The organism is Candidatus Magnetobacterium casense (genome assembly GCF_019173545.1).
Taxonomy (GTDB): Bacteria; Nitrospirota; Thermodesulfovibrionia; order Thermodesulfovibrionales; family Magnetobacteriaceae; genus Magnetobacterium; species Magnetobacterium cryptolimnobacter.
The window spans coordinates 1-1330 of sequence record NZ_JABXWD010000683.1 but is presented as its reverse complement, the minus strand read 5'-3'; the positions used below and the strand labels follow the sequence as shown (position 1 = coordinate 1330).

The 1330-nt window shown below is 55.0% G+C and carries 1 protein-coding gene; it reads right to left on the bottom strand.

The window, feature by feature from the left end:
- Positions 1-300 precede the first annotated feature (300 nt).
- Positions 301-1260, bottom strand: a complete 960-nt coding sequence (locus HWQ67_RS18720; RefSeq protein ID WP_218254210.1) for a glycosyltransferase family 4 protein — start codon at positions 1258-1260, stop codon at positions 301-303.
- Positions 1261-1330 lie beyond the last annotated feature (70 nt).

The window sequence follows — 1330 nt, the reverse complement described above, 5'->3', positions numbered from 1 at the left end:
TACCAATATAGCATACAAAGCCTACATAAATCAATAATAATTGTAATAGTTCACCCCCCTAATAAGTAAGAAAAGAAAGGGGCGGCTCCGCTTCTTGGCGCTCCAGGTCGCACCTGGCCCCCTTCAGAACCCCCTGCAAGGGGGCCAGCCCCCCACTGAGCCGGGGGTCGCTGACCCCTTGACCCCTTCTTACCTTGTTGACATTGGGTTGATTATACACAACATTTCAATTGTATAGCTGAACTATTACTAATAATTCTATATTACTCAAGGCAATGGCATATTCCAATCTCTGCATGATTACTTAAATGTGACATTGTCAAAATTAAGCGACATCAGGTATCGCTCATAGCTGCGTGCGATCTTGTCCCAGGTGTAGTCGCTCACCCATACCCTGCCTTTGCTGCCCATTTCTTCGCTCCGCCCCTGACTGAGCAGTTGTGCCATTGCCGCCGTTAGCGCCCCGGCATCCTCCGACCTGAAGGACACCCCGGCCCCACACTGAACCGCATAACTCAACTCCGGTATGTCACTGACAACAACGGCCTTTGCAACGGCCAACGCCTCAAGGACGACAATGTTCTGCGTCTCATACCGTGACGGCGCCACCACAAAGAGGGCATCCCTGAGCAGGGAGGTCTTCCGTTGGCCATCGACCCACCCCGTGCAGTGGATATTTCTGCGCACCGCCTGGGGTAACGTCTCAAGCAGCGCATTAAACCTGCCCATGTCGCGCCCGGTGCCGGCTATAATGAGCCTGACCCCAGGGAAGGTCTTGCAAAACCCCGCATAACCATCAAGCAGGACGTCCAGCCCCTTGTGGTGGATATCAATGCGACCGAGGTAGAGTATGTAATCGGAGCGCCCGGGAGTGACCTCCAGCAGTCCCTCCGGTATGCCGTTGGAGATAACCGTTGCATTGCAGTTGCCTCTGAGGCTGTACCTGGCCATGGCTGCGTCGGAGACAAATATCAGGTTCCTGTAGGCAGGCACCCTGTGTCTCTCCATGACGTAAAGCGGGGCGGCGTAAAATACGCTGTACTTGTCGAAATACTGTTTGCCCGTGTAGCCCTGCACCTGGAGCGCCAACGGTCTGCCACGGTAGGAGTCCAGAAACGTCGGCAGCGCTGGTGAGAACTCCTCCACGATGACGTCGTAGTCCCTGCCATGCCGCCTGACAAACAACGAGGCATAACAGGCATAACCCAGGAGCGCCTTCAGAAAACTCTTCGATTTAAGCCCCACAAAGACATGCCTCAACCCCTCCGTCTCCTTGAGGCAATGGCTTGTGGCACGCCCGTGGTCTCCTCAAACGGCGGCTCCCTGCCGG